General features: G+C 62.8%; 22 protein-coding genes. 6 read left to right on the plus strand and 16 right to left on the minus strand.

Annotated elements, in window-relative coordinates:
* The 7 genes from HX855_RS25305 to HX855_RS25335 form a co-directional block, all read right to left on the minus strand.
* Entirely contained in the window at window positions 1–4,785 is a 4,785-nt protein-coding gene (locus HX855_RS25305) for an RHS repeat-associated core domain-containing protein (RefSeq protein WP_177089838.1), read from the minus strand.
* 174 nt (window positions 4,786–4,959) lie between these two features.
* The gene (locus tag HX855_RS25310; protein ID WP_177089822.1) at window positions 4,960–5,721 is read right to left on the minus strand and encodes an SDR family oxidoreductase; all 762 of its coding nucleotides are present in this window, start codon (window positions 5,719–5,721) and stop codon (window positions 4,960–4,962) included.
* The gene (locus HX855_RS25315) at window positions 5,714–6,514 is read right to left on the minus strand and encodes an SDR family NAD(P)-dependent oxidoreductase (RefSeq protein WP_177089821.1); all 801 of its coding nucleotides are present in this window, start codon (window positions 6,512–6,514) and stop codon (window positions 5,714–5,716) included. The genes HX855_RS25310 and HX855_RS25315 overlap by 8 nt, the downstream gene beginning before the upstream one ends.
* Window positions 6,507–7,328 (minus strand): molybdenum cofactor biosynthesis F family protein, encoded by an 822-nt coding sequence (locus HX855_RS25320; RefSeq protein WP_177089820.1) that lies wholly within the window; start codon window positions 7,326–7,328, stop codon window positions 6,507–6,509. The genes HX855_RS25315 and HX855_RS25320 overlap by 8 nt, the downstream gene beginning before the upstream one ends.
* An 86-nt stretch (window positions 7,329–7,414) precedes the next feature.
* A complete protein-coding gene (locus HX855_RS25325; protein WP_177089819.1) occupies window positions 7,415–8,074 on the minus strand; it encodes a LuxR C-terminal-related transcriptional regulator in 660 nt (219 codons plus the stop codon).
* Window positions 8,075–8,125: 51 nt separating this feature from the next.
* Window positions 8,126–8,491, minus strand: coding sequence for a cupin domain-containing protein (locus HX855_RS25330; protein ID WP_177089818.1), 366 nt, complete (start codon window positions 8,489–8,491; stop codon window positions 8,126–8,128).
* A 232-nt stretch (window positions 8,492–8,723) separates the two neighbouring features.
* Complete coding sequence (locus HX855_RS25335) at window positions 8,724–10,022, minus strand: FAD-binding oxidoreductase (RefSeq protein ID WP_177089817.1); 1,299 nt, start codon at window positions 10,020–10,022, stop codon at window positions 8,724–8,726.
* A gap of 195 nt (window positions 10,023–10,217) precedes the next feature.
* On the opposite strand from HX855_RS25335, the gene hpaR (HX855_RS25340) reads away from it, so the two are divergent.
* The gene (gene hpaR, locus HX855_RS25340; RefSeq protein ID WP_177089816.1) at window positions 10,218–10,640 is read left to right on the plus strand and encodes a homoprotocatechuate degradation operon regulator HpaR; all 423 of its coding nucleotides are present in this window, start codon (window positions 10,218–10,220) and stop codon (window positions 10,638–10,640) included.
* Window positions 10,641–10,782: 142 nt separating this feature from the next.
* Here hpaR (HX855_RS25340) and hpaI read toward each other — a convergent pair whose 3' ends face one another.
* From hpaI to HX855_RS25380, 8 genes are all read right to left on the minus strand, one after another.
* The gene (gene hpaI / locus HX855_RS25345; protein WP_177089815.1) at window positions 10,783–11,583 is read right to left on the minus strand and encodes a 4-hydroxy-2-oxoheptanedioate aldolase; all 801 of its coding nucleotides are present in this window, start codon (window positions 11,581–11,583) and stop codon (window positions 10,783–10,785) included.
* Between the two features lie 18 nt (window positions 11,584–11,601).
* Window positions 11,602–12,405 (minus strand): 2-oxo-hept-4-ene-1,7-dioate hydratase, encoded by an 804-nt coding sequence (gene hpaH / locus HX855_RS25350; RefSeq protein ID WP_177089814.1) that lies wholly within the window; start codon window positions 12,403–12,405, stop codon window positions 11,602–11,604.
* Between the two features lie 10 nt (window positions 12,406–12,415).
* Window positions 12,416–13,720, minus strand: coding sequence for an MFS transporter (locus tag HX855_RS25355; RefSeq protein ID WP_177089813.1), 1,305 nt, complete (start codon window positions 13,718–13,720; stop codon window positions 12,416–12,418).
* A gap of 51 nt (window positions 13,721–13,771) precedes the next feature.
* The gene (locus HX855_RS25360) at window positions 13,772–14,164 is read right to left on the minus strand and encodes a 5-carboxymethyl-2-hydroxymuconate Delta-isomerase (RefSeq protein WP_177089812.1); all 393 of its coding nucleotides are present in this window, start codon (window positions 14,162–14,164) and stop codon (window positions 13,772–13,774) included.
* Between the two features lie 139 nt (window positions 14,165–14,303).
* On the minus strand, window positions 14,304–15,161 hold the full coding sequence (gene hpaD / locus HX855_RS25365) for a 3,4-dihydroxyphenylacetate 2,3-dioxygenase (protein ID WP_177089811.1): 858 nt from the start codon (window positions 15,159–15,161) through the stop codon (window positions 14,304–14,306).
* Window positions 15,162–15,309: 148 nt separating this feature from the next.
* Complete coding sequence (gene hpaE / locus HX855_RS25370; protein WP_177089810.1) at window positions 15,310–16,770, minus strand: 5-carboxymethyl-2-hydroxymuconate semialdehyde dehydrogenase; 1,461 nt, start codon at window positions 16,768–16,770, stop codon at window positions 15,310–15,312.
* 5 nt (window positions 16,771–16,775) lie between these two features.
* Window positions 16,776–17,546, minus strand: coding sequence for a fumarylacetoacetate hydrolase family protein (locus tag HX855_RS25375; RefSeq protein ID WP_177089809.1), 771 nt, complete (start codon window positions 17,544–17,546; stop codon window positions 16,776–16,778).
* Window positions 17,543–18,208, minus strand: a complete 666-nt coding sequence (locus HX855_RS25380; protein ID WP_177089808.1) for a fumarylacetoacetate hydrolase family protein — start codon at window positions 18,206–18,208, stop codon at window positions 17,543–17,545. The genes HX855_RS25375 and HX855_RS25380 overlap by 4 nt, the downstream gene beginning before the upstream one ends.
* A 143-nt stretch (window positions 18,209–18,351) precedes the next feature.
* Between HX855_RS25380 and hpaA the strand changes: the two genes are divergently transcribed.
* Window positions 18,352–19,254: a 4-hydroxyphenylacetate catabolism regulatory protein HpaA gene (hpaA, locus tag HX855_RS25385; RefSeq protein ID WP_177089807.1), complete on the plus strand. Its 903-nt coding sequence runs from the start codon at window positions 18,352–18,354 to the stop codon at window positions 19,252–19,254.
* 11 nt (window positions 19,255–19,265) lie between these two features.
* Here the strand turns inward: hpaA and HX855_RS25390 are convergent, their stop codons facing one another.
* Entirely contained in the window at window positions 19,266–20,522 is a 1,257-nt protein-coding gene (locus HX855_RS25390) for an OprD family porin (RefSeq protein WP_177089806.1), read from the minus strand.
* Window positions 20,523–20,733: 211 nt separating this feature from the next.
* Between HX855_RS25390 and hpaR (HX855_RS25395) the strand changes: the two genes are divergently transcribed.
* The 4 genes from hpaR (HX855_RS25395) to gspF all read left to right on the plus strand — a co-directional run bounded on the left by hpaR (HX855_RS25395) (window position 20,734) and on the right by gspF (window position 26,898).
* Window positions 20,734–21,156 (plus strand): homoprotocatechuate degradation operon regulator HpaR, encoded by a 423-nt coding sequence (gene hpaR, locus HX855_RS25395; RefSeq protein ID WP_177089805.1) that lies wholly within the window; start codon window positions 20,734–20,736, stop codon window positions 21,154–21,156.
* Window positions 21,157–21,243: 87 nt separating this feature from the next.
* Entirely contained in the window at window positions 21,244–23,634 is a 2,391-nt protein-coding gene (locus tag HX855_RS25400) for a TonB-dependent receptor (RefSeq protein WP_177089804.1), read from the plus strand.
* Between the two features lie 370 nt (window positions 23,635–24,004).
* On the plus strand, window positions 24,005–25,699 hold the full coding sequence (gene gspE / locus HX855_RS25405; RefSeq protein ID WP_177089803.1) for a type II secretion system ATPase GspE: 1,695 nt from the start codon (window positions 24,005–24,007) through the stop codon (window positions 25,697–25,699).
* Window positions 25,696–26,898, plus strand: coding sequence for a type II secretion system inner membrane protein GspF (gene gspF / locus HX855_RS25410; protein ID WP_177089802.1), 1,203 nt, complete (start codon window positions 25,696–25,698; stop codon window positions 26,896–26,898). Before gspE ends, gspF begins: the two co-directional genes overlap by 4 nt.
* Window positions 26,899–26,912: the final 14 nt, after the last annotated feature.

The following is a 26,912-nucleotide window of genomic DNA, read 5'->3' on the forward strand; positions in this document are numbered from 1 at the left end:
TTAAAAGTCCGTGTAAGCAGTTTTAGGGTTCCCATTTGTATCTAATATGACGATGGCTTTCCTTTGTTGCCCGTATTCAAAGCCATCTCTCTTGTATCCTTCTCCGATAATTTTCCCCATGTCCATTGGGTCGCGAGATGTACCTATGTTTGTTTGCTTGAGTATAAGTTGCGCCCGATAAATAGCATTTAATTGATCTCGATGGCTAAGGAAATGAGTGGCGGCAGAAGGCGGTCTTGGTTGTCCAGTTCTCCTTCCTCTATCGTGTATCTCAACTATCCCGGTAGTAGGATTTCTACCCGTCGTTACCCTTTCGAGTTGAGATGCCAGCGACGTCTGCGCCCCATGCTTTTCCAGAAAATGCGCTCCGGGTGTTGCTTGTTCAAGTTCATCAAGACGGCGGTAGGCATTCGCCTCGCCAAGCTCATCAATTCGTGCGCGTCGTTCGGCCTGTGTCAGATGAGGTAAAGCAGGCTGGCCTTCGTTAACCGTAGTTTTTTCGGTCGGATCTCCAACCCCGACATCCGGTTTACAACCGTTCGCACCCGGACAGGTATTCAACCCCAACGGATCCACCCATCCCGTCGGGTTGGGTACGTACTGGTATCCGTTCAGCCCGCCCGCCAGCTTCACCGGATCAGGCGTCAGATAGCGCCCAACGTCCGGATTGTAGTAGCGATGGCGGTTGTAGTGCAGCCCGCTTTCCGGGTCGAAGTATTGGCCCTGGAAGCGCAGCGGATTGGTGACGGTGTTGACGTCCAGCTTCGCGATTTGGCCGTAGGCGCGGTAGTGCGCGGACCAGACGATTTCGCCGTCTGGGGCCGTGAGTTCCTGTGGCGTGCCGAGGTGGTCGAGTTGGTAGTGGAAGGGTTTTACGGCCTCCGGGCCATAGCCTTTCAGCAGCGCTAGAGGGCGAAAGCTGTTGGGTTCATAGATATAGCTTTGGTGATGATCAGCGCTGTGCTCGGCAATCAGGATGTCGCCTTGCCAGAAAAATTCGGTGGTTTGGCCGTCGAGAGTTTTGGCGATGCGTCGTCCAAACGGGTCGTAGCGGTATCTGGCCTGGGTACCGTCCGGTTGGGTGACGGCGATCAGGCGGTGTTGGCAGTCATATCGATATTTGGTGACCAACTGCTGGGCACGGCCCCGGCGTTCACGCAGGAGATTGCCGAAGGCGTCGTAGTCGTAATGACGATCGCCTTGCATCAACAGGCGGTTTCCTTTGACGACACTGGGGCCGACGCGGTCCTGCATCAGCAGGTTGCCCGCCGGGTCGTGGGCGAAACGCTCTTGCAGGTCGTGCGAGTGGTTGGCGCGGGTCAGGCGGTCGAGTGGGTCGTAGTGGTAGTCGTGCTGGCCTTTGCGGGTGTCGAGGATGCGGGTCAGGTTGCCGCGTTTGTCGTAGTCGTATTGCCGGCGTTGGTGGCGTTGTTCCTGTTGGGTGATGGCATGGGCGTGCAGGCGGCCCTGGTCGTCGTAGTGGTAGTGGCTGAGGAGTTGACCTTGTTGGCGCTGGTGCTCGCGGCCGGATTTGAACAGGTGCGAAGTGAGCGGGTTGCCATTGAGTTCGATGGTGGCGAGGTCGCCGCCTTTGTCGTGGTGGAAGGCGAGGCGGTTGTTGTCGGGCAGGCGCAGGTAGTTGAGTTGCCCGCATTCGTCGTAGCGGTAGCGCAAGGTGCCCCAGCCCTGGTGTTCGGCAGTAAGGCGGTTTTGCAGATCGTATTCGTAGTGCAGCGGCCAGTGGCCGTCGTCGACGCTGAGGAGATTGCCGAGGCGATCGTAGGTGTAATCGACAACGCTGCGGTCGGGCAGGGTTTTTCGTACAAGGCGACCGGCGCTGTCTCGCTGATAACCCGTAACCAGCTGACTGCCATCGTCGCCATATTCGGTCTTTTCCAGCAGATGCCCGGCGAGGTCGTAGGCATAAGCCGTGCGGCGCCCATCAAAGCCGGTTTCCTGCCGGATCAGGCCGTTGGCGTGGTAGTCGAGCCGATAGGTTTCCCCTACCTCGTTTTCAATCTCGGTCAACTGCAGCCGGGCATTGTCGTAGCGGTATTTGAGCTGCGTGCCGTCGGGGTTGATGCGACGGCTGATCAGGTGCAGGCCGTCGGCATACTCGTAGCGAGTAACCCGCCCCAGTTCGTCGCGCTCGGCGGTGATTTTTCCGTACGGGTTGTAGCTGAATTCGCGAGTGGCACCGCCCGGCTGAATCACCTTCAGCAAACGTCCTACGGCGTCCCACTGATACTGGGTCAGCGCACCGTGCTCATCCTCGCAAGCCACCTGCCGTCCCAGGTCGTCATAGCGATAACGGCGCACACCGCCGTTGGCCAGCTTCTCTTCGGTGAGCTGGCCACGTTCGTTCCAGATAAAGCGCTGACTGCTGTTATCCGGGTGCCAGACGCCGGTGAGCTTGCCGTGTTTGGTGTAGGTGTATTCGGTGTAATTGCCGTCCGGATCGGTCTTGCGGGTGATATCGCCCTGATCGTTGCGCTGGTATTTCCAGACCGCATCGCCACGGCGTACGACTCGGACGAAACCGTTGTCATGCTCGTAGGATGTGGGTGCATCGTCCCCGGGAAACAGCGCAATCAACCGACCGGCTTCGTCGTATTGATACGCCGTCACCGCGCCGAGCGGATCCTGCTCGACCGTCAGCCGGCCTTTGTCGTCGTAGGATTTGAAGTGCTCCGCGCCGTCGGGATCAATCCTTTGCACCAGCCGCGCGCGCTGGTCGTGGACGTAGACTTCCTGGCTGCCATCGGCGTTGTGCACGGTGACCGTGCCGTTGTCGTCCCACACATACCGCGTGTCCATCTGGGAAAAACTGGCCCAGTGGCGGATACACCTTGCAGATTTGCCGGACCTTTCCCATTCCCAGAAGAAACTCGCCCCACCGGCCAGTTGCCGTTCCAGGATCACTTGCTGATCGTCGTACCGATAACGCTCGTTTTCGCCGACAGCGTTGGTCGCTTCAATCAACCGCCACGCTTCGTCGTACCGGTAGGAAACAACGTTCTGTTCGGTAATCCAGTCCAGCTCCCGCTGCACCTGATAGTCGACTGCAACGATATGCCCGCGGTCATACCGCAGCAGCAATCCCTGGCCGACGTGGTTATCAATCCGCTGAATCCGCCCGGAATAGTCGCGGGAAATGCGCAGCCGGTTGTCATACGCGTCGCTGATCGACGTCAGCACACCGTCACGGAAATGATAGAAAAGGGACGCCTGAGCCAGTACCCACTCATCAGGCAACGCGCCCAGATAAATCGCCGCTTCCGCCAGGCTATTGGTGATGGCTGGCCGCGTCGCAGAGGGCAGGGGAAAGGTCGTACTGCGGTTTTCATGATCGGTCCAGACCACCGTTTCACCGCTAACCACCAACCGCTGAGCCAGTGCATGACTCCAGCCAAACCCCAGCCCGCAATCCACTTCCACCGCACTGCTGCGATACAACCGCGTCCAGGCAAACGGCAACACGCCATCCAACGATCCGTCGGTGAGGGTCAGCAGCTCCTCACCGGTAACCATCGACACCGGGCAGCCATTGGTTGCGGTCTTGTCTGCGGGAGCGGCTGCATCGCCGCCAGGGTTCTTGGCAGCGGCGGGCACATCATCCACAGGCTCCTGCTTCACCAGCGCCGTGCGTGCCGTCTTCGGCTCCCGCACCAGCGCCGCCGGGTTCGAAACCTGATCTGGACCCACCTTCAACGGCACCGCCGCGGCCTTGACCGGCACCGCATGACTCTGAAGCGCTACCGGCTTAAGCACCTCGGCATGCCCATCCATCCGGGCCGTGCCGCCCAGCTTGGCCATCTGCTCCAGCCATTCCCGCGCCCGCTCGGACTTGACCTTGCCCAGCACCTGCGCCCCCAAGCGCACGGCCACACCCATCCCGCCGGTAGCCCACAACAACAGCAGGTTGAGCAATAGTTCGGTGGTGATTTCCCCCAGCAACTCAAACAGGTAATGGGGCGGCAGCATGCGCATCCAACTGACCATCGCGGATAGGTAGATAAACAGCAGCGGTTCATCGCTCAGAATCAGCAACCCTTTGGCAATCGCCTCCTGACTGAGCTTCAGCAGCGCTCCAAGCTCGGCCTGGGAGAGGTACTGCAGCAGCTTTTCGCTGTTGGGCTTGATGTCGGCCAACCATTGGTACAGTTGCGCAATACCGTCCCAGAGACCGTAAAGCACGTTGCCAAACCCTTGCGCATAGGCCATTTGCAGCGAGGTGTACCGATCGACATAACCGGCCTTGGAATAGCTCTCCCATATCGGCTTGAACGTGCTCGTCCACTCGCCCCGCAGACGACCTTCCAGCGAGCTGATCTCGGACTGATAGGAGGCATACAGCGCCTTGATGTGGTCCCTGGACACGTTGGGATAAAAGCTGATCCGGTACTGCCGGTCGACGGTGCACTCGGTGACTTCAAGGATGCCGCTGGGGCCGATGGTTTTATGGAGGGGCGCGCCGAGCGAGCCGCCGTCTTGCGCGATTTCCTGGAGCATCACCGGCGTATTGCCGATGGGCACGAACCGTGTGCTCTGGAACATGTGCACCAGGGTCAACGGTGCATTGGCCTTGCAGGTGGCGACGGTGCTGCTGGGATAAAGCGAACGGGTGATGGGCGCGACCAGCGACACCTCATCGCCGACCTTGAACACCTGCTCGACATCCAGTGCCGAAAAGCTCCAGAAGCTCTCGGCCCACGCGTCGTAGGTGTTCAGGCAGTGGGTGAAGTCGTTGAGAACCGCATTGACGTTACGCGTCTTCGGGTCCATCGCCGCCACGACGAAAAAGCCAATGGCGGGAATCAAGAGGCAGCCCCATCGGGCAGGGCAGTAATCGAAAAAGACATCGGCGTTCCCTCGCGCTGTGTGATCAGGCGAGGGACTTTGCAGTGGTTCTCAAGGCGGGGGAGTAGAGGTTATCTGGCCGTTCAGTAGGACGTTTCGTTAAACCTCCGGCAAGGTCGAGCCGCCATCCACCACCAGGGTCTGCCCGGTGATGTAGCCCGCCAGGTCCGACGCCAGAAACAGCATCGCCCCGGCAATATCCGCCGGCGCACCCAGCCGTCCCAGCGGCACCCGGCGGGCGATCTGTGCATTCACCTGGTCATCCCCCAGGTTGTCCATGGCCGGCGTGGCGATCATGCCGGGCTCCACCCCGTTGACCCGCACGTTCAAACCGGCCAGTTCCAGCGCCGCATTGCGAATGAACCCGTTGACCCCGGCCTTCGACGCCGCATAGTGACTCAACCCCGCAAATGCGACCCGGGGCCCGGTGACTGAGGACGTGACCAACACACAGCCCCGGCCCTGGCGACGAAACATCGGCAGCGCCGCCTGGGTCAGCCAGAACAGCGCCGATAAATTGACCGCCAGGGTGCGATCGAGTATCGCGGGGGTGATGTCGACAAAGGGCGTCAGCGGGAAATACCCGGCGTTATGCACCAGGATATCCAGCCGCCCCCAACGTTGTTCCACCCCTTCAACCAGCCCGAATACCGCAGCGGCGTCCGCCAGATCCACCGCCACCGCTTCCACCTGGCAGCCGCGCCCGCACAGCTCAAGCGCCAGCGCTTCGGCCAGTTGCAAATCGGCGATCATCACCCGCGCGCCCCGCAGGGCAAAGGCCTCGACGATGGCCCGCCCGATGCCCTGGGCGCCGCCCGTTACCAGGACGCTGCGACCGCTGAAATCCAGGTCTTCATCCATGGCCCACCTCCATACGCGCATACGCCAACGTCGGCACATCGACGATGCTTGAACCGCCATCCGCCACCAGCGTTGCCCCGGTAATGATCGACGCCTCGCTGGAGGCCAGGAAGCGGCAGACCCTGGCGATTTCCTCGGCGCTGGCCGGGCGGCGCAACGGTACATCGGCGCACACCCGGTCGTAGGCGTGTTGCAGCGTCTCGCCATAAAAGTCCATCAGCGGTTGCATTTCCTCATCCGCCATCGGCGTGCGCACCCAGCCCGGGCACACCGCGTTCACCCGCACGCCACGCGGGCCGTAATCCCGGGCCAGTGAGCGGTTAAGGCCGAGCAAGGCATGCTTGGCGGTGGTGTAGCCGCACACGTCGGGCCCGGCGGCCAGGGAGGCAATCGAGCCCATCAGCACGATGTTCCCGGCGCTTTCCAGCAGCAGCGGCAAACACGCTCGGGCACTGTAGAAGGCGCTGTCGAGGTTGCTGCGCAGCGCCGCTTCCCAGGTCTGCGGGCTGGTGTCGGTGGCGTTGCCCACGCCATGCCCGCCCGCGCAGGCCAGCAGCACATCGATCCGCCCATAGCGTTGGCGAATCTGCTCGACGAAACCTTCCCACGTCTGCGGGCAGGCCGCGTCACCCACCAGCACAAGGCCGCCGGTTTCCCGGGCGACCTGTTCCAGCGGCTCGCGACGACGACCGATCAGCACCAACTGCGCACCTTCTGCGGCGTACAGCCGGGCACAGGCGGCGCCGATGCCCGTGCCGGCGCCGGTGATCACAAGGGTGCGCGGCTCAGTCATCAGGATGCTCCGTGCGGTTGAGCACCTGGCAGTAGGAGCTGATGGGGAAGTTCGACAGCGCATCGAAGGACCCGTCGGCATAGCCAAAGATCTTGCCGTCGCTGCGGTGTTGTTGCAGGTCGATCAGCACCAGGCCGAGGGTGGGGATGATTTTTTCGCGCCACACGAACAGGTACAGCTGGTCAGCGATTTTGTAGTAATGGCAGCGGTCGGTGTCGCACAAGCCTTGCTCGACGCCCTTGAGGCATTGCCAGGCGTAGAACTGGTCGTTGAGGTATATGTGCTCGTAGACCTCGCTCGGGCTGTAGCGGTAATGGTTGCGCAGGCCGGTGAGCTCGCAGGTGGGCGCGTGGGGGCATTGGCCGGCCTGCCAGGGGCGGTCGAGGCTGCCGTGGAGGAATTCCACCTCCACCGAGGTCAGGGGCTTGCCGGCCAGGGCGCGGCTGTAAAGGCCTTCGCGGGTTTGCTCCTGGGTGGGCATGCGTGCGAGTACGGCGGTGAACGAGGCGCTGGTGGTGTCGAGTACCAGGCTGACCGACCAGGCTTGGGTACCTTCGTGCTTGATGAAATCCACCAGGTACAGGCCGGGGCGCACCGAGGTGGCGCGGTAGGTTGCGCTGCCGCTGGAGTGGCCGTCGGCGGCGACCCAGGCCAGGCTGTCGCGCTCGAAACGATGCTCGATCTGCCAGCCATTGGCGAAGTACAAGGTGAAGGCCTTGCCGCTGAGGTCGGCCAGGTTTGGCAGGATAAACGCCTCGGGCGCGAAGCCGTCGGCGAGGGCGCCCACGGTGATCCAGTCAGTTGGGGTAGTCATTTGCGATGCTCCGGTTGGGTGGGTGAACACCACGGATCATCGCGCCGGGAAGCGGGCTCGCCTATCAACCGGATGGTTGAGGCGGGCTACAGGAACAGGCTGCCCACCAGCTCTGTGCGGCTGCTGACGCCGGTCTTGCGAAACAGGTTGATCAGGTGGGTCTTGATGGTGGGCAGGCCGACCTGCAGCTCCTGGGCCAGTTGTTTGTTGCTGGCACCCTGGCGCAACAACAGGGCGATCTGGCGCTCCTTGGGCGTCAGGCCGGCCAGTGCATCCTCCGTGGGCTGCAGGTTGGCAACCGCCAGTTGCAGCAAGGTTTGCAGGGCATTCAGCTGGGCCAGTTGCTCGCCGGTGAAGGCGCCCTGGTCGGCGGTGCGCAGCAACGAAATCGCCGCCTGGGGTTGACCGGCACGCTGGGCGAGGACTTCCACCACATCCACCACGCCATACCGGCGCAAAAAATCCCCATAACGCCGGGTGTCCCGTGGCGGCTGGCGGGCCATGGCAAAGCCCAGTGGCACCACCGCCAAGCCACTGGACAGGCAGTTGCGCGGTTGCAACGGGTCGAACTGGCGGTAGTTGTCCAGGTAGTCGCGGTGCATCTCGCCGCTCATGCCGTGCAACTGGAAATCCCGGGCTTCCAAGTGCCGGTCGACACAATAGAACGCGGCCTGGCTGACCGGCATCAGCCGGGTGAACGCCTGCAGGCACTGGCGGGCGACTTCGTGGACGGAGAGGGCGTGCATGTGGATTACCTGCGCCAAAAGGCTGCCGACGGGTGCCGGCAGCCGGGTCCATCACACCACGGCGAAGTAGTGTTTGACGAAACTTTCGCTGACCACTTCCCACAGCACCGGCGTGCCCTTGGTCACGAACCAGCTGTCGCCGGCCTTGTAGCGGGTGCTCTGGCCGGTGGATTCGTCGGTGAGCACCACTTCGCCGGTGACCACGATGGCCTGTTCGGCGAACGGATAGACCATGCGGAACTTGCCCTGGGTGGTGCCAAAGTAAGCGCTGCTGACCGGGTCGGTGGGGGCGCCGAAGGTCATTTTGCCGAAGGCCCGGACTTCGCCTTCGAGGATGGTTGAGCCGAGGTCGGCGACGGTGCCCCAGGGGTCGAGTGCTGATAGCTGGATGTCTTTTTTGACGGTGACGAGGGTCATGGCAGTTGCTCCTGATGAGAAAAAATTAGTGATCAACTGTAGGAGCGAGCTTGCTCGCGAAGGTCGTTAACGATGACGTTGGCGTCCTGGATGAACGCGGCGCCCTTGCGTTTTTCGCGAGCAAGCTCGCTCCTACAGGTGTCAGGTGTCAGGTGTGAGATGTCAGGTGTCCGGTGTCCGGTGTCCGGTGTCCGGTGTCAGGTGTCAGGTGTGAGATGTCCGGTGTTGGTTTTCAGCGGCGGCCGTTCCAGTAACCGGAGAGCTGGTGCCAGGACTTGCCGGCAGTGAGCAGCAGCGGGCGGATCGCGTCTTTGCCGATGATGGTCGGGCGGTGGATCGAGCTGACCAGGTCATACCGCGCCGAGCCTTCGCTCATGCCCTCGGCCAGCACCTTGCAGATGATGTGGCTCGGGGTCACGCCGAAGCCCGAATAGCCCTGCACAAAGAACGCGTTGCTGCGCCCGGGCAGGGTGCCGATCTGCGGGAACAGGTTCGGGCTGCAAGCCATCGGGCCGCCCCAGGCCAGGTCGATTTTCACGTCCTTGAGGTACGGGAAAATCTTCAGCATCAGGTTGCGGTTCCAGGCTTTCAAATCCCCGGGAATGTGCTCGACCAACGGCGTGGCGGCGCCGAACAGCAGGCGGTTTTCGTTGGTGACACGGTAGTAGTCGATCACCGGGCGAATGTCGCTGTAGGCCCCGCGAATCGGGCTGATACGGTTGATCAGCTCCTCGGACAACGGCTCGGTCATCATCTGGAACGCGTAGGTGTTGATGGTCGAGCGGTGCAGTTCCGGCTCCAGCTTGTTGAGGAAACTGTCGCAGGCCCACAGCAACTTGCTGGCCTTGACCGAGCCGCGCCCGGTGCGCACGGTGATGCGTTCGCCGTAGCTGACTTCCAGCGCCGGGCTGTTCTCGAAAATCCGCACGCCGTGGCCGGCCAGGGCCTTGGCTTCGCCCAGCAGCAGGTTCAACGAGTGCACATGCCCGCCGCCCATGTGCAGCAGCGCGCTGCTGTAGGCGTCGGAGCCGATGATCTGCTTCACGTCGGAGCCGCCGAGGAAGCGGATTTCGTGTTGGGTGTTGATGGACTTGAAGTCTTTTTCCCAGGCGCGCAGGGTCTTTTCCTGGCGGGCGTTGAAGCCCATGTAGCCGTAGCCGTGGCAGAAGTCGGCATCGATGTCGTACTTGGCGATGCGGTTCTTGATGATGTCGGCGCCCAGGTCGCTGATCTCGAAGATCTGGCGCAGGCCGTCTTCACCCACGTCCTGTTTGATCTTTTCCAGGTCGTGGCCGATGCCCGCCATGATTTGCCCACCGTTGCGCCCGGTGCCGCCAAAACCCAGGTAACGCGCTTCCAGCACGACGATGTTGGTGATGCCTTTTTCGGCGAGTTCCAGGGCGGTGTTGATCCCGGAAAAGCCGCCGCCGATGATCACCACGTCGGCGTCCACGTCCTGTTCCAGGGTCGGGAAGCTGAGGTTGTATTTCTTGGTCGCCGTGTAATAGGTCGGCGTTTCGATATTGATCATTGCGCTGCCTGACAGTGAAGAGCTAATGAGCGTATTAAGGGCGCTGGCGCGGTGGATGTCTTGATTCTGCGTGCCGGGCTTTTTGTTCCTGCGCGCCAGAGCCTTCGCCGGCCTCACAAGTTATAGCGTGAGGAGGGGAGGAGAGTGTTAGAGTTTCGTTAAAACATTAACTAAATCAAGCGTGACCCTGAGCCTATGTTGAAACCCAGACAATCCCTGACCCTGACCCTGTTGCAGGCCCGTGAATCCGCCATGAGCTTTTTCCGGCCCTCGTTGAATGAGCATGGGCTGACCGAGCAGCAATGGCGGGTGATTCGAATTCTCAGCCAGCATGACGAGCTGGAGATTTACCAATTGGCCGAACTGGCGTGCATTCTCAAACCGAGCATGACCGGCGTGCTGGTGCGCATGGAAGCGGCGGGGATGGTGCACCGGCGCAAGGCCGAGCAGGATCAGCGCCGGGTGCTGGTGACCCTGGCGGAGAAGGGCAAGGCCAGTTTCGAGTCGATGAGCCAGTGCATGGAAGAGAATTACCAGCGCTTGCAGGGGCAGTTCGGGGAGGAGAAGTTGCAGGTGTTGCTGGGGTTGCTGGATGAGTTGAAGACCATCAAGCGTTGAATGACCGTATATGAGTAACAGGTGATCAAAATGTGGGAGCTGGCTTGCCTGCGATGCAGGCGCCTCGATCCTTCAGGTACACCGAGGTGATGCTATCGCAGGCAAGCCAGCTCCCACAGTTGATCTCTGTTGTTTGACGGGGTTAGTACACGCCCCCGGTAATGGCCGGTGCTGCGGTGTCTTTGAACTTCGCAGCCAGCCCCTGCAACCCGCGCATCAACACGGTGGTGTCCACCCCGACCGCCACAAACGCCGCCCCCAGCTCGATATACCGCCGCGCCAGTTTCTCATCCGCACTCAGAATCCCTGCCGCCTTGCCGGCTTTTTGAATCCGCACGATAGCGTCTTCAATCGCCGCCTGCACCTCGGGATGCCCGGGATTGCCCCGATGCCCCATGGCCGCACTCAGATCCGCCGGCCCGATAAATACCCCGTCCACGCCTTCAACCGCCGCAATCGCGTCCAGGTTCTCCAGGCCTTCACGGTTTTCGATCTGCACCAGCAGGCACATCTGCCCATCGGCCTGATCCAGGTAACCGGGAATGCTGTTCCAGCGCGACGCTCGCGCCAGCGCGCTGCCCACGCCGCGTACGCCGTTCGGCGGATAGTGCATCGCCCGCACCAGCTGCCGGGCCTGATCAGCCGTCTCCACCATCGGCACCAACAGCGTCTGCACACCAATATCCAGCACCTGCTTGATCAACGCGGTATCGCCGATCACCGGGCGAATCACCGGCTGGCTGTCGTACGGTGCGATGGCCTGCAACTGGCCGAGCATGCCGCGCAGGTCGTTGGGGGCGTGTTCGCCGTCGATCAGCAGCCAGTCGAACCCGGCATTCGCCGCCAGTTCGGCGCAGTAGGCGTCGGCCAGGCCGAGCCACAGGCCGATCTGGGTTTCGCCACGTTGCAGGCGCTGCTTGAAGCGGTTGATGGGCATGTCCATGAAGCGGTCCTCCGGGAGTCAGACAAAGCGGCAGGAGATGGAGCCCAGCATGTCGTAGTCGACATGGAAGGTGTCACCCGGGTTGGCCGCCACCGGGCGGGTAAAGGAGCCGCCGAGGATGATCTGGCCCGGCTGCAGCGTGACGTCGTACGGCGCCAGTTTGTTCGCCAGCCACGCCACGCCCTTGGCCGGGTGGTTAAGCACGGCGGCCGACACCCCGGACTCTTCGATCACCCCGTTGCGGTACAACACCGCCGGCACCTTGCGCAGGTCGATCTCGGTGGGGCGCACGGCGCGGCCGCCCATGACCACGCCGGCGTTGGCGGCGTTGTCGGAGATGGTGTCGAACACCTTGCGGGTGGCGTTGGTGTGCGGGTCCACCTGCTGGATGCGGGCGTCGATGATTTCCAGCGCCGGGATCACCCATTCCGTGGCATCCAGCACATCGAAGATCGTGCAGTTCGGGCCCTTGAGCGGCTTGCCGAGGATGAACGCCAGCTCCACTTCCACCCGGGGCACGATGAAGCGCTCGAACGGAATATCGGTGCCTTCGTCGAAGAACATGTCATCGAGCAGGGCGCCGTAATCCGGCTCGGTGATGTTCGACGACACCTGCATGGCCCGGGACGTGAGGCCGATCTTGTGCCCCACCAGCTTGCGCCCGTCCTTGATTTTCTGGGCGACCCAGGCGCGCTGGATGGCATAGGCGTCTTCGATCGTGATGTTGGGATGCTCCAGGGAAAACTGGCGCACCTGTTCACGGGACCGCTCGGCCTGGTCGAGGCAGGCAGCGGCTTGCTGGATGTGGGCTTGATCGAGCATGACGAACTCTCTACTGGGGATTGACGATGGCAGCGTGGGTGCGCAGCACCAGCAGGCCGCCGAGGGCGATAAGCAGCGCCAGCACATACAGGGCCAGGCTCGCGCTTTGGGTGGTGTCGCGCATCCAGCCGATCAGGTAGGGCGCGAGGAACGAAGCGATGCTGCCGAACGAGCTGATCAGCGCAATGCCGGCGGCCTGGGTGCTGTTGGACAGGAACGCCGGCGGCAATTGCCAGAACATCGGTAACGCGGCGCTGGCGCCCATGCCGGCCAGGATCAGGCCGCCCAGCACCAGGGTCGGGTTGGTGGGCGAGAGCCCGGCCACGGCAATGCCGACGGCGGACATCAGCAGCGGCACGCACAGGTGCCAGCGGCGCTCGCGGTTGCGGTCGGAGGAGCGTCCGCAGCCGATCATGAAAAAGCACCCGGCCAGGTACGGCACGGCACTCAGCAGGCCCACCTGGCTGTCGCGGCCGATGCCGGCGCCGTGGATCAGGGTGGGCATCCAGAACGCCAGGGTGTTCACCGCCAGCATCACTGCGAAGTACACCGCCACCAGCAGCCACACCTGCGGGTCACGCAGGATGCCGCCAAAGGAGGTGATGGACTTGCGCTGTTCTTCGCTGCTCAGTTGTTCGCGCAGTTGTTGTTTCTGTGCGGGCTGCAGCCACTTCACGGTTTCGAAGCTGTCCGGCAGGTATTTCAATACCACCAGGCCCAGCAGTACCACGGGGGCGCCTTCGATCAGGAACATCCACTGCCAGCCCCGCAGCCCGCCGAAATCATGGAAATTCTCCAGGATCGCCCCGGACAACGGCCCGCCGACCACCCCGGCCATGGGCACCGCAATCGCAAACAGCGCGGTGACTTGCGCCCTGCGCCGGGCCGGGTACCAGCGGTTGAGATACACCAGGATCCCCGGGAAGAAGCCGGCCTCTGCCACCCCCAGCAAAAAGCGCAGCAGGTAGAAACCGGAGGAACTCTCGATCCACAACATGCTGGTGGACAGCACGCCCCACACCACCATCAGGCAGGCGATCCAGCGCCGCGGGCCGACCCGGTCCAGGGCCATATTGCTCGGCACGCCGAACAGCGCATAGGCGATGAAAAACAGCCCGGCACCGAGGCCGTACACCGTGTCGCTGAAGTGCAGGTCGGTACTCATCTGCATCTTGGCGAAGCCGATGTTGATCCGGTCCAGGTGGGCAAACAGGTAGCAGATCAGCAGCAGCGGCATCAGTCGCCAGGTGACGAGGCTGTGGGTGCGCTGATGTTCGATCAGGGTGGTGCTGTCGGCGGTAGTGGCTGTGCTCATGATGTTGTTCTTTTTTGTTTGAGTGGCCATGGGCGGAAAGGAGGGCTGTGGTCAGCCCGCCTGGTTCTTCAGGAATGCGTGCACGTTGTTCTGCTTGAAATTCAGCTCGGGGTGCAGCTCGATCATTTCGAACGACAACGCCAGCAGCCGTTGGGATTGCAGCTCGGCAAAGTGTTCGGTGATGACCTTGAACAGGGCGTCGGCGACCGTCTTGCGGGTTGCCAGGTCCCGTCCGTGGCCGACCTTGAGGGTCATGTGGACGAAGGCGTAGTCATGCTTGCCGTCGGCCATGCGCCAGGTGTCCAGGCGCACCCCGCGGCTGCGAATGCCACCCAGGGGAAACACGCCGCTGTCCCCCAGCACGGCGTGAACCTGTTCGAACAGGGCCGGCAGGTTGGCGTGCTGTTCGAGGTTGTCGGTGTATTCGGCGATGAAGTGCGGCATGTGTGTCTCCTTTAACTTGAGGCGCTGTTCATTCCTGTGGGAGCTGGCTTGCCTGCGATGGCGTCAACTCGGTGAGACAGTTACACCGAGGTGCCTGCATCGCAGGCAAGCCAGCTCCCACATTGATCCTCACCCAGGCTCATAACGGGAAAATGGCATTGATCTGCCCGGTGCCCGAACTGCCGAACGGCGGGGTGATGATCTCGGCCGGCTGGTTGTAGTCCGGCCCGCCCAGCAGTCCCAGGAGCATCGCGGTGTCGTGCATCTTGCCTTCGCCGAAGCAGTGCTCGGCGTAGTCCGGCAGCATGGCGCAGAACTCCTTGAAGCGGCCTTGCTTCCACATGTCCACCACGTGCAGGTCCATCTGCTTGTCGAATTCACGGGTCCAGTTGTGGATGTTGGCTTCGGCTTCGCGGTCGTCCGAGAAGCGGTGGGAGAGGGAGCCCGAGGCCAGCACCAGCACCTTGCGGTCGCTCTTCTCGATGGCCCGGCGCACCGCGGCGCCAAACGCGAAGCTGTCTTCCAGGCGGTGCCAGGCGCACCACGCAGCAATCGAGATCACGTCGAACTTCTGCGCGTCCGGCACGCCCATGTGCATGTAGCGCATCGGCACCAGGGTGCCGTATTCCAGCTCCAGGCTCGGGATGTTGTGGGCCATGGTGCGCACGCCGGCCAGGTTGGCCTCGGCGGCGATCAACTCGCCCAGCTCGGGGCAGCCCGGGTATTCGTACTCCATGTTCTTGATGAAGTGCGGCAGCTCGTTGCTGGTATAGGTGCCCTTGAAGTGCTCGCCGCAGTTGACGTGATACCCGCTGTTGACCAGCCAGTGCACGTCGAACACCACGGCAGTGTCGGCCCCCAGCTCACGGGCGCGCCGCCCGATTTCCTTGTGCCCGGCGATGGCTGCTTCACGGCAACCGTGGTGCTTGCCGGGCAGTTCCGACAGGTACATCGAGGGAACGTGGCAGATCTTTGCTGCCAGGACGACTTCGCCCATGATGATTCTCCTGAATATTTATTCTTTTGTAGGAGCGAGCTTGCTCGCGAAAAACGTCAACGATAACGCAGCGCGTCTGTTAGCCAGCGGTGCCTGCGGACTCTTCGCGAGCAAGCTCGCTCCTACAGGAAGCGGTGTTGTATCCGGGTCACACACCCCAGCGCGGAATGTGGTGACTGCCCATGGAAATGCACACGTTCTTGATCTCGGCGAACACTTCAAAGCTGTACTGGCCGCCTTCGCGGCCGGTGCCGGAACCTTTTACCCCGCCAAACGGCTGGCGCAAGTCCCGCACGTTCTGGCTGTTGATGAACACCATGCCGGCTTCGATGCCGTAGGCCAGACGATGCGCCTTGCCGATGTCCTGGGTCCAGATGTACGACGCCAGGCCGTACTCGGTGTCGTTGGCCAGTTGCAGCGCCTCGGCTTCGTCCTTGAACGGGATCAGGCACACCACCGGGCCGAAGATCTCTTCCTGGGCGATGCGCATTTTATTGTTCACATCGGCGAATACCGTCGGCTGGATAAACTGCCCGCGGCTCAGGTGCGCCGGCAGGTTGGCCGGGCGCTCCAGGCCGCCGGCCAGCAGGGTGGCGCCTTCTTCGAGGCCAATCCTGATGTAGCCGGTAACCTTGTCATAGTGGGCCTGGGTGATCATCGAGCCAACCTGGGTTTTCGGGTCTTGCGGGTCGCCGACGATCAGGCGTTTGGCCCGGGCGGCAAACTCGGCGACGAACTGCGGGTAGACGCTCTCCTGAATAAAGATCCGGCTGCCGGCGGTGCAGCGTTCGCCGTTCAGCGAGAAGATGGTGAACAGGGCCGCGTCGAGGGCGCGTTCCAGGTCGGCATCTTCAAAAATCAGTACCGGTGACTTGCCGCCCAGTTCCATCGAGTACTTTTTCAGCCCGGCGGTCTGCATGATCTTCTTGCCGGTGGCGGTGCCGCCGGTGAAGGAAATCGCCCGCACGTCGGGGTGGCGCACCAGCGCATCACCGGCGGTGGCGCCGTAGCCCTGAATCACGTTCAGCACGCCCCTGGGAATGCCGGCCTCGACCGCCAGGCGCCCCAGTTCATTGGCCGTCAGCGGCGACAGCTCGGACATCTTCAGCACCGCGGTATTGCCCAGCGCCAGGCACGGCGCGGTCTTCCAGGTGGCGGTCATGAACGGCACGTTCCACGGCGACACCAACGCGCACACACCCACCGGCTGGTACAGGGTGTAGTTGAGCATCTGATCGTCCACCGGGTAGCTGTGGCCGTCCATGCGGGTGCAGACTTCGGCGAAGAAATCGAAGTTGTGGGACGCCCGGGGAATCAACACGTTCTTGGTCTGGTGAATCGGCAGGCCGGTGTCGAGGGTTTCCAGCTCGGCCAAGTGCGGCACGTTCTGTTCGATCAACTCACCGAGCTTGCGCATCAGGCGCGCACGTTCCTTGGCGGGTGTGCCCGCCCATTTCGGAAAGGCCTCCTTGGCCGCCGCGACCGCCTGCGCCACTTCTTCGGCGCCGCCGCTGGCGACTTCACCGATGGCGTCGCCGGTGGCCGGGTTGTAGTTGATAAAGGTGTCTTTGCTTTCGACCTCACGGCCGTTGATCCAATGTTTGATCATGTTGCTCAAGCCTCTTTACGGGCGGCGAAAAAGTCCGCCTCGCTGACAATTCGATTGACCAGGCGACCGACGCCTTCCACTTCCACGACCACTTCATCCCCCGGCACCACATCGGCCAGGCCTTCGGGCGTGCCGGTGGCGATCATGTCGCCGGGTTGCAGGGTCATGAAGCTGGACAGGTATTCGATCAAATACGGGATGTCGAAGATCATGTCCGAGGTCGAGCCTTCCTGGCGCAGTTCACCGTTGATCCAGGTGCGCAGCGTCAGGTTGTTCGGGTCGGGCACGTCGGCGACGTCCACGATCCATGGGCCCACCGGTGTGGTGGCGTCGCGGTTTTTTACCCGCAGGTTGGGGCGGTAGTAGTTTTCCAGGTAGTCGCGGATCGCGTAGTCGTTGCACACGGTGTAGCCGGCCAGGTAGTCCAGGGCGTCGGCACGCTTGACGTTGCGCGCCGGTTTGCCGATGACGGCCACCAGTTCGCACTCGTAGTGCATGTAGGCGACGTTGTCCGGGCGCCAGGTCACCTGGTTATGGCCGGTGTAGGTGCCGGGGGATTTGATGAACGCCAGCGGTTCGGTCGGCGGCTTGAAGGCCAGTTCGGCGGCGTGGTCGGCGTAGTTCAGGCCGAGGGCGAACATGCTGCCGGTGGCCGGTGGCAGCCACTCGACCTGGTCTTCGGCCAGCAGGCGACCGTCGGCCAGGCGCACGGCGTTTTCAGCTTCGACCAGAACCTGGTGCGCTTCACCTTCAAAGCGAATACGGGCGTGTTTCATGACAGCTCCTCTGCCTTGATGTGGTTGACCAGGCGGCCCAGGCCGCTGATCTCGACTTCAACCGTGTCGCCGGGTTGCACATCCACCCGGCCTTCGGGCGTGCCGGTGATCAGCACATCGCCTTCGTGCAGGGTCATGAATTCGCTGATCTCGGCGATCAACTGCGGGATGCTGCGCACGAAATTGGCGGTGGAGTTTTGCTGGCGCAGTTCACCGTTGACGAACAGCTTCACGCTCAATTGGTGCGGGTTGGCGACCTGGTCACGGGCCATCAGCTCCGGGCCCACTGCGCAGAAACCGTCCCGGCATTTGGCCTTCACCGCCGGGCGGTAATAGCTGTCTTCCGGCAGGCTGAACTCATTGACGATGGTGTAGCCCGCCACATGCTCCAGGGCGTTTTCGACGCTGACCCGGCTGGCGGTCTTGCCCATCACCACCCCGAGGGCCGGGCCTGGTTGCAGGCGTTCACCCTGAGGGTGCAGCACCACGCCGTCATGGCCGTTGCGGGTGTTGGGCGTCTTGATAAACAGCACCTGCTTGACCGGCGGTTTCTGGTAAGGCGCTTGTTCGAATTCGGCGAGACGTTGGTTCAGCAACCCCTGGTAGTTCAGCGCAACGCCGAACAGGGTGCCGTTCGCAACATCGTGCAGGGCACGGCTCATGCTTTTCTCCTGGCAGTGGCGGGGCAGATTGGGGTCTGCTTCGCGGGATATTCGTTAACCTGTTAACGTTATAATTAAGATGTTAACTATCGTCAAGCGTGGCAATATTCCAGGGCAGTCAAAACAACAACGAGAATGCAGTGATGAGCGATCGTCAGCCGATCCCCAACATCAACATCGGGCAGGTCTACGACCAGCGTTACAGCGATGCCGAGGTGCACTACGACAGGCTCGGCAACCTGGCGGGTTTTTTTGGTCGCAACATGCCGGTGCATCGCCATGACCGGTTTTTCCAGGTGCATTACGTCAAGACCGGCGCGGTGCGCGTCTATCTCGACGACCAGCAGTACCTCGAATCCGGGCCGATGTTTTTCCTGACGCCGCCGACGGTGGCGCATTCCTTCGTCACCGAAGCCGACGCTGACGGCCATGTGCTGACCGTGCGCCAGCAACTGGTGTGGGCCTTGATCGACGCCGACCCCAGCCTGGCCCCCGGTGCGCAATTGCCCGCCGCCTGCGTGGCGCTGGCGCGGCTGGCGCCGGAATTTCATCCCGAGGTGCGCCGCCTGGAATTCCTCTTCGACGAACTGTGCAGCGAGATCAACGCCCAGGCCAGCGGACGCAGCTCGGCCCTGGACAGCTTGACGCGCCTGATCATGATCAGCCTGCTGCGGCTCTGCGCCAATTCCCTGGAAGCCCGCCCGGCGCGCCACGAAGACCTGCGGATCTTCCACCGTTTCAACGAACTGATCGAAGACCACTACCTGCAACACTGGCCGCTGTCGCGCTACGCCGACGGCATCGGCGTGACCGAAGCGCGCCTCAACGAGGTGTGCCGACGCATTGCCGACCTGCCGTCCAAACGCCTGATTCTCGAACGGCTGATGCAGGAAGCCCGGCGCCTGCTGCTGTTCACCGGCAGTTCGGCGAATGAAATCTGCTACCAGTTGGGGTTCAAGGACCCGGCGTATTTCAGCCGGTTCTTCCAGCGCTACGCGCAGATGACGCCGGGGGAGTACCGCCAGCGTCAACCGGGGTTGCGTTGAGGCGCCCGGCGTTACCACAGGGCCACGGTGTAGCCGATGATCACCCGGCTTTCGTCGATGTCGCTGGTCAGGCCGTTGCTTGAACGCAGGGTCGCGTTGCGCAGGCGTACGTTGACGTTCTTCAGCGGGCCGCTCTGCACGGTGTAGACCAGGTCGGTGTCACGTTCCCATTCCCGACCGTTGCGCACCGTGGCGGTTTGCGCGTGGCTGCCGTCGACGTAGCGGGTCATGAAGGTCAGGCCCGGCAGGCCGAGGGCGGCGAAGTTGTAGTCGTAGCGCGCCTGCCACGCATCGGTGTTGGCCTTGGTGAAGATGTTGATGGTCACCAGGTTGACCGAGTACGGGTCTTGCCCGGGGAAGGCAAAGTCGCCGTCACCGGAAAGGTTCTGGAAGCCCAGGCCGAATTTGTGGGCGCCCACCGACAGGCTGAACATGCCGTTGAAAAACCGGTTGTCGATCCGCCCGCCGTCCACCCGGGCAGGGCTGCGCAGCAGGGCGCTGCCGCTGTCGCGGGTGTCGAAGTAGCGCAGGTCGGTGCGCAGGTTCACGCCCTCGCCCAGGGGCAGGTCATGCACCAGGCCGATAAAGTGCTGGCGGTAGATGTCCTGCATCTGCGCGTAGTAATACGTGGCGGCCAAGTGAGGATTGATCGCGTAGGTGCCGCCGGCCAGGTCCAGGTGGCTGCTGTTGACGCCGCCGTAGCTCATGGATTCGTTGTTGGAGGAGTCCCGCAGGTTTTGTTTTTCCAGGCGGCCAACGTTCAGGGTCAGGCCGTCGATGTCCTGGGAGGTCACCAGTTCACCGTTGTAGGTGGACGGCAGCAGCCGGGTGTCGTTGTAGGCGACCACCGGCAATATCGGTTGCAGGGTGCCGAGCTTGAGCACGGTTTTCGACACGCGCAGCTTGGCGGTCAGGCCGAGCTCGCTGTAGCTGTCGGCCGGCTCCCCGCTGGCCCCGGATGGCAGCAACCCGGTGCCCCGGCGGTCGCGGCTGGAGTCGAGCTTCAGGCCCATCTCACCCAGGGCGTCCACGCCAAAACCCACCACGCCTTCGGTGTAGCCCGACTCCAGGCGCAACACAAAACCCTGCGCCCATTCGTCCGCCTTGTTCTGCGGCGCGTTGGTCTGGCGAAAGTCGCGGTTCATGTAGAAATTGCGCAGGTCCAGGCTGGCTTTGCTGTCCTGGATAAAGTCGGCGTGGGCGACCAGAGGGGTAAACGCGGCGCACAGGCCAGCGCTTGCCGCCGTGCGAAAGAGGCACGAATGCATGAGGGGCGTTCCTTTGTTGTTTTTGTTGGTAGGCGCCCTCTGTTAGGTCAGGGGCGGCATATTGTTAACATGTTATCTTTAGGCTGAATAGACGGATTAACAGATTTTTAATAATCCGTTTCGAAATTAACGACTTGCTGCGCGCCCCGGGTTGCACGCACGGGGCACCGACTCTAAGCTTCGACGCTTCGACCTCTGATGCGCGTGAACCATGCCCACCCCTAGACCGTCCCTTACGCTCACCTTGCTCCAGGCCCGCGAAGCGACCATGGCGTTCTTCCGGCCGTTGCTCAATGAACATGACCTGACCGAACAGCAGTGGCGGGTGATCCGCATCCTGCGCCAGCAGGGCGAACTGGAAAGCCACCAACTGGCGCACCTGGCGTGCATCCTCAAGCCGAGCATGACCGGCGTGCTGGGGCGGCTGGAGCGTGACGGCATCGTGCGGCGGCGCAAATCCTCCGAAGACCAGCGCCGGATGTTCGTCGCCCTGACCGAACAGGGGCAGCAGCGTTTTGTCGACATGAGCGCCGGGATGGAAAGCAATTACCAGAAAATCCAGGAGCAGTTCGGCGAGGAATCCCTGGAGCAATTGCTGGACTTGCTCAACAAGCTGAAAAGCATCAAACCCTAGTATCGAAAAATAGTGGCTGAAGCCTGTCCCTTTTTTTCACGTGGCTGGTCATTCCAGGTAAGTGAACAAAATCGAGAGCTTCTGCCAATGCCCGCCCTACGTCCGTTGCTGAATTTCAGCCTCATGCTGAGCCTGAGCGCCAGCCCGCTGTTTGTCCCCATCAGTTTTGCCGAAGACGGCGCGTCCCGGCGCAGCTACCAGGTGCCGGCCGGCAGCCTGAGTGCTGCGTTGACCCATTTTGCGGGCCTGGCCGGGGTCAACCTCTCGGTGGACCCGGCGCTGGTCAGCGGCCGCAACAGTGCCGGCCTGTCCGGCGAATACGGCGTCGAAGAGGGTTTTGCCCGCTTGCTCCAAGGCTCGGGCCTGCAACTGCAACCCATGGGCGAGCAAGCCTTTATGCTGACCCCGATTCCCGAGGGCGGCAGCCTGCAACTGGCCCCCACCTCGATTCTCGGCACCGCCGGCGACGCCGGCAGCGAGTCCTACGCCGGTGGCCAGGTGGCACGCCGTGGTTCCCAGGGGTTGCTGGGCTCGCGGGACTTCATGGAAACCCCGTTCAGCATGACCACCTACACCAGCGAGGCGGTCAAGAACCAGCAGGCGCGCACCCTCGGCGACCTGATCGCCAGCGACCCCTCGGTACGCGCCACCAACCCGGCGGGCGGGCGCTATGAGCAATTCACCATTCGCGGCTTCAGCCTGTTCAACAGTGATGTGGCCTACAACGGCCTCTACGGCGTGTTGCCGACCTACACCATCGACATGGAAATGGCCGAGCGCGTCGACGTGATCAAAGGCCCCAGCCAGTTGATCAATGGCATCTCGCCACGGGGCAGCGTGGGCGGCGGGATCAACGTGGTGCCCAAGCGCGCCACCGACAAGCCCATCACCTCGTTCACCGGCAGTTGGGCTTCCGACAGCCAGGCGGGCGGCGCCGTGGACATCGGCCGGCGTTTCGGTGAAGACAACAAATTCGGCCTGCGCTTCAACGGCGTGAAGCAGTCCGGCGACACCACCTGGGACCACCAGAGTGTCGACCGCGAAATGGCGGTGCTGGGCCTGGATTTTCGCGGTGATCGCCTGCGACTCTCCACCGACATCGGCCGCACCGAGCGCGACACCGACGCCCCGCAAGAGCGCGTGCAGGTTGGCCCCAAGGCCACTGTGCCGAGCGCCAACGACGTGCGCCACAACTACGCGCAACCCTGGAGCAAGGCCAGCACCCATGACACCTTCGGCACGGTCAACGGTGAGTTCGACCTCAGCGACAACGTGATGCTCTACGGCGGTGTGGGCGCGCGAAAAAGTAACCACGACTTCCTGCGCCATGCGGTATCGGTGACCAACAACGCCGGTGATTTCAGCGTGCAGCCCCGGGACTTCACCCGCGACGAAAACGTGCGCACCGCCACGGCCGGCGTGCGCAACTGGTTCCATACCGGGCCGGTGAGCCATGAGGTCAACCTGGCGGCCAGCTACTTCTACATGGACTTCGAAAATGGCGGCGCGCGCTATGCGTCGGGTTCGAGCAATCTCTACAACCCGGTGGAAACCCCCGCGCCCGGCCGGCCAACGCGGCTCGACTCGAAGGTCTACACCGAAAACCGCTTCAGCGGCGTGGCACTGTCCGACACCCTGGGTTTCTTCGATGACCGGCTGCTGCTGACCCTCGGCGCGCGCTGGCAGCGGGTCAAGGTGGACGACTGGACCGATGACGTCAAAGGCGACACCGCCTACGACGAAGAAAAGATTTCACCCTCGGGCGGCCTCCTGTTCAAGGCCACCGACAAGCTGTCGCTGTACGCCAACTACATGGAAGGCCTGAGCCAGGGCAAGGTCGCGCCGTCGGCCTCGGTCAACGATGACGAAATCTTCCCGCCGTTCATCAGCCGCCAGGTTGAAGTCGGCGCCAAGTACGACGCCGGTGCCTTCGCGTTGACGGCCGCGGTGTTCCGCATCAAGCAACCGGCCTACGAGACCAATGCCACCACGCTGGTGTTCGGCCCCAACGGCAAGCGCCAGAACGACGGGGTGGAACTCAGCGTGTTCGGCGAACCCCTCAAGGGCTTCCGCCTGCTGGGCGGGGTGATGTACATCGACAGCGAGTTGACGAACACCACCAACGGCACCTACGACGGCAACCGCGCGCCGGCCACGCCCAAATACAACGTCAACCTGGGGGCCGAGTGGGATGTGCCGACGGTTGAGGGCCTGACCCTGACCAGCCGCGGGATCTATTCCAGCTCCCAGTACCTGGACCAATCCAACGTCAAGGAAATCGACGCCTGGACCCGCCTCGACGTGGGCGCGCGCTATGCCTTCAAGGTCGACGACAAGCACATCACCCTGCGGGCCAACGTTGAGAACGTGGCCAACCGGCGCTACTGGAGTTCGGCGGGTGCCTCGGATGACAGCGAGCCGGGCTTGACCTTGTCGACGCCGCGCACGTACTTGCTGTCGGCCACGGTCGACTTCTAGCAGAAGACACGCCACAGGGAAGTGGCACGCTTGCTTAGTTAAAAATTAAACACCGGTAAGTTCAACGATGAGTACTGTTGTCGGGGGCTGGCTATTTGCGATCGTGAACTAAGTTTAAATATCTTAGTCGATGTGTTTAACAAGATTGAATGAATTATGGCGAACTAATGGCCTTGTCCAATAGTTCTAAAAGGCCATGATTTGCCTGGGCCAGCCTGCATATCGCATGGGTGCAGGGTCTTGATCTTGTTCAAGGCGCCGCTGGGACTCGTTGTTGTTTCTGCACCCTTGAAACAGCTTCCTTAACGAATTCTCCAGATGGGTGCAGATGTCCCAGCCCTTACCGCCAACGCCTATCGATGCGTGCCGAATGCACATTCCGGATGCGGAACAGGTGTGTGCGTGGTTGATGCAAAAGGCCGGTTTGAAAACCGTCGACCTGGAACGTGCCCGACGCTTGTCCCAGGACTCCGACGACACCGAATTGCTCGGCCTGCTGACGCGCCTGGGGCTGGTTTCCGAAGTGGAGCTGGCGCGGGCCTGGGCTGATTTGCTCGGCGCACCGTTGCTGCTGGCCGACGCTGCACCGCCCTTGCTCGACCCGCTGCCGGCACTCACCGAGCGCTTTATGCGCCATTACCAGGTGGTGCCCGTGGGCTGGAGCCACGGCGGCGTGCGCGTGCTGGCGGCCAACCCGGCGTTGTTGTACCCGTTCCAGGCCCTGGCTTACGCGTGCGGCGTGCCGGTGTGGCTGGCGGTGGGGCCGCGCAATGAAGTCGAAACCCTGATCGAGCGCTATTACGGCCAGGGCCGTTCCGCCATGGGCACCCTGATCGAAAACCTCGACGAGCAGGGCGGCACCCTGGAAGACATCGAACACCTCAAGGACATGGCCTCCGAAGCCCCGGTGATTCGCCTGGTCAACCTGATCCTGCAACGGGCCGTGGAGCAACGGGCGTCAGACATTCATATCGAACCCTTCGAACGCCAGCTCAAGGTGCGCTACCGCATCGACGGGGTGCTGCACGACGCTGAAGCGCCGCCGGCGAGTTCTTCGGCGGCGGTGATTTCCCGGGTGAAGATCATGGCTCGTCTGGACATCGCCGAGCGCCGCTTGCCCCAGGACGGCCGGATCATGTTGCGCATCCAGGGCAAGGAACTGGATTTGCGGGTGTCCACGGTGCCCACCAGTTTTGGCGAGTCGGTGGTGATGCGCCTCCTGGACCGCCAGACCGTGCAGTTCGACTTCCCGAGCCTGGGCTTCGACGGCCAGCGTCTCGAAACCTTTCTTGAAGTGCTGGAGCGGCCCCACGGCATTCTGCTGGTCACCGGGCCCACCGGCTCGGGCAAGACCACCACGCTGTACACCGCGCTGTCGCGGCTCAATACCGCCGAGCGCAAGATCATCACCGTCGAAGACCCGGTGGAATACCAGTTGGAAGGCATCAATCAGATCCAGGTCAAACCGGCCATCGGGCTGGACTTCGCCGGGGCGCTGCGCTCCATTGTGCGCCAGGACCCGGACGTGATCATGATCGGTGAGATCCGCGACCTCGAAACCTGCCGCATTGCCATCCAGTCGTCCCTGACCGGCCACCTGGTGCTCTCGACCCTGCACACCAACAGCGCGGCGGCGAGTATCACGCGCCTGCTGGACATGGGCGTGGAGAGCTACCTGATCGCCTCGACCGTCAACGGCATCCTCGCCCAGCGCCTGGTGCGCCGCCTCGACCCGGCGACTCGCGAGGCGTTCGAGGCACCGCCGGAGTTGATCGCGGAACACCGCCTCGACCGCTTCACCGACCAGCGCCCGATCCTGCTCTACCGACCCCGCGCCAACGCCGCCGGCGGCGGTTACCACGGCCGCAGCGCACTCACTGAACTGCTGGTGATGAATGACGAACTGCGCAGCCTGTTGATGCGCCACGCCGACGCCGCCACCCTGGAACAGGCCGCCCGCCGGGGTGGCCTGCGCACGTTGCATGAAGAAGGCCTGCGCCAGGCGCTGGCGGGGGTCACGTCCCTGGAAGAAGTGCTGCGCGTCACCCGGGGAGAGGGCGCGTGAGCCTGTTCAAATACCGCGCCCTGGACAGCCAGGGCGTCGCGCAAAACGGCACCCTCGACGCCAAGGACCAGGCCGCCGCCATCGCCGCGCTGCACAAGCGCGGCTGGTTGTTATTGCACATCCAGGCCGCCGGCGCCCAAGGGCTGCGCCATGCCTTCGGGCGCGGTCAGCTGAACGGCGCGGCGCTGGTGAGTTTTACCCAGCAACTGGCCACGCTGCTCGGCGCGGGCCAACCGCTGGAACGCTCCCTGGGCATCCTGCTCAAGCAACCCGGCCAACCCCACACCCGGGCGCTGATCGAACGCATCCGTGAACACGTCAAGGCCGGTATGCCGTTGTCGGCGGCGCTGGAGGAGGAGGGCAGCCAGTTCTCGCCGCTGTACCTGAGCATGGTGCGCGCAGGCGAAGCGGGCGGCGCGCTGGAGGACACCCTGCGCCAACTCAGCGACTACCTGGAACGCAGCCAGTTATTGAGGGGCGAAGTGATCAATGCCCTGATCTATCCCGCCTTCCTGGTGGTGGGCGTACTCGGTTCGCTGGCGCTGTTGCTGGCCTATGTGGTGCCGCAGTTCGTGCCGATCTTCCAGGACCTGGGGGTGCCGATTCCGCTGATCACTGAAGTGATCCTGGGCCTTGGCCAGTTCCTCGGGACCTATGGCCTGGCGGTGCTCGCCGGGTTGATCGTAACGGTCTGGGGGCTGGCGGCACGCCTGCGCAACCCACGGCACCGCGAGACGTACGACCGGCGCGTACTGGGTCTTCGCCTTATCGGCCCGCTGTTGCAGCGGGTCGAAGCCGCACGCCTGGCACGCACCCTCGGCACCTTGCTGAGCAATGGCGTGGCGCTGCTGCAAGCCTTGGTGATCGCCCGCCAGGTCTGCACCAACCGCGCCTTGCAGGCACAAGTCGCCCGGGCCGCCGAATCCGTAAAAGGCGGCGGCACCCTGGCCAGTGCGTTTGGCAGCGAACCGCTGCTGCCGGACCTGGCCCTGCAAATGATTGAAGTCGGCGAACAGGCCGGTGAACTGGACAGCATGCTGCTCAAGGTCGCCGAGGTGTTCGACGTCGAAGCCAAGCGCGGCATCGACCGCCTGCTCGCCGCCCTGGTGCCGTCCCTGACCGTGGTCATGGCGGTGCTGGTGGCGGTGATCATGCTGGCGATCATGCTGCCGCTGATGAGCCTGACCAGCAATCTATGAACCCCCAAGGAAGC

It is taken from the genome of Pseudomonas sp. IPO3778 (assembly GCF_013386825.1).
Taxonomy (GTDB): Bacteria; Pseudomonadota; Gammaproteobacteria; order Pseudomonadales; family Pseudomonadaceae; genus Aquipseudomonas.